General features: G+C 39.1%; 2 protein-coding genes. Both read right to left on the bottom strand.

Features of this window, described 5'->3' with window-relative positions:
- Positions 1 to 106: 106 nt before the first annotated feature.
- On the bottom strand, positions 107 to 601 hold the full coding sequence (locus ACX5KA_RS19410; protein ID WP_458731983.1) for an AAA family ATPase: 495 nt from the start codon (positions 599 to 601) through the stop codon (positions 107 to 109).
- Between the two features lie 73 nt (positions 602 to 674).
- Positions 675 to 1,523 (bottom strand): DUF1444 family protein, encoded by an 849-nt coding sequence (locus tag ACX5KA_RS19405; RefSeq protein ID WP_458731982.1) that lies wholly within the window; start codon positions 1,521 to 1,523, stop codon positions 675 to 677.
- Between the last annotated feature and the right edge of the window lie 168 nt (positions 1,524 to 1,691).

The following is a 1,691-nucleotide window of genomic DNA, read 5'->3' as shown; positions in this document are numbered from 1 at the left end:
GGCAGTTACACAAAATTAGTTACAGTCTCATCCAAATTAATGTCCTCCTTGATTGTACGGTGCTTACAATAATTACTCGAAGCCCTATTTCAAGCACGATAACGTTTTAACTGGCTTGATGCGGGATATTTTGCGTTATCATTCTTTTACTACCACTATAATTTTCATAAAACTGCTGGTGTGCAGTATAAGAAAACGTATCGTCTCTTTTTGTATATTGGCCAATCCAGTCTATCAACATGGGTAAATTATCATCTTGCGCTTGTTTGGTCTTGTACTTATGGGGCTCCCAAGGTCTTGCTTTCGCGTTAGCAATACACGACTCAATGGGTAAATTCATAAATACTATTTCTGTAGACTGGGCTTCTACAAGCTTAAGCAGATCTGTGTAACACCCTTCGATTACCCAAGTCTCATTAGAAGCAGTAAAAGCCTGTATCTCTTGGGCCGACTCTTGAATGGGCTTTCTTTCAGGCGGGCTAGTGGGTTTCCAAGCAAGGGTATCGAGATCTAAATGTGCTGAACGGTGTGTTTTACTCAAACGCTTCGCCAACGTAGACTTACCAGACCCGGAATTACCGAATATTAGAATTTTAGCCAAGGTGTTTTCCTTAATTTGTTAGCAAAAGGTGTCAAGAAACACTGATCACTCTATCGCCGTTAGCCTGCTACTCCTAAAACTTAACCCATTCATCTGCTTTGCGAATAAACCCAATGTTAGACACGGGATGTGGCCAGTGATTATCTGGGTTATGCACGATCTCTCTCACCGTCTCTAAACTTTCCACATCCTCTGAGCCCGTTACAATTACAATGTCTCTAGAGGGCACATAAACTACAATATCGCCTTTCACAGGAAAGTTTTCTTTCGACCATAGCGCGTCATACATTAAAAAAGACGCTTCGTAAGTACCATCGGCCACAAGCATCGAGATGGTCGAAGGATCACCTTTAATTTGTAGTGACTCAACAGTATTCATCAAATTTGACAATGAAAGCTCTCTAAGTTCTGTTGGCTCTACACCTAAGTTAGCAATGTCTTCTTTTGGCATAAACTTAATAGAAGAAGGCGTATCAATGGCATAAAGAATATAAAGAACGTCATTTAACTTTTCGTAAAAGAAAGGAAACTCACCTTCTTTATTTTTGCTCATTAATTCCGTTATACGGTTAATATAACCTGTATCTTTAATAACGGGGACGATATGAGTTTTCTCCATATTGGCCTTAACGTCACTAGTGTTTTTCGTTAACGCACTAATATACGACTCTATAATTACGTCGAGCTCTTCTGGGTCAGAAAGGTAATTCATGTAAGCGTTATCGAGATAAGCGGTAGACGTACCTCCATCACTATAAGTCATCTCAATCTCTAGACGACCTTTTATATCCGCGCTTACAACCTCAGTTTTGGTGATAACTGCGTTCACATATCTTTGAGCAAATGCGCTTTCATTTAAAATGCTTTCGGCAAAAGCACTACTAATAAAAAAACTCACAAACGCTAATATGAATATTTTCATTTTACTCACTTATTTCCTTATTAATCGTAGAGCTTACGACTTCCTTTTTTGATCTAATCGGGCGATTATGAACTGCTTGAACGACGTGTCTGCTTGCTCTTGATACGGTAACATACGCAGAGTTCGATGTTTTTATTTGGCTATGTTCTGCTAAATTGTTGCTATACT

Source organism: Alteromonas alvinellae (genome assembly GCF_902705805.1).
The sequence above is the reverse complement of the archived record's forward strand: the minus strand, read 5'-3'. Positions and strand labels throughout refer to the sequence as shown.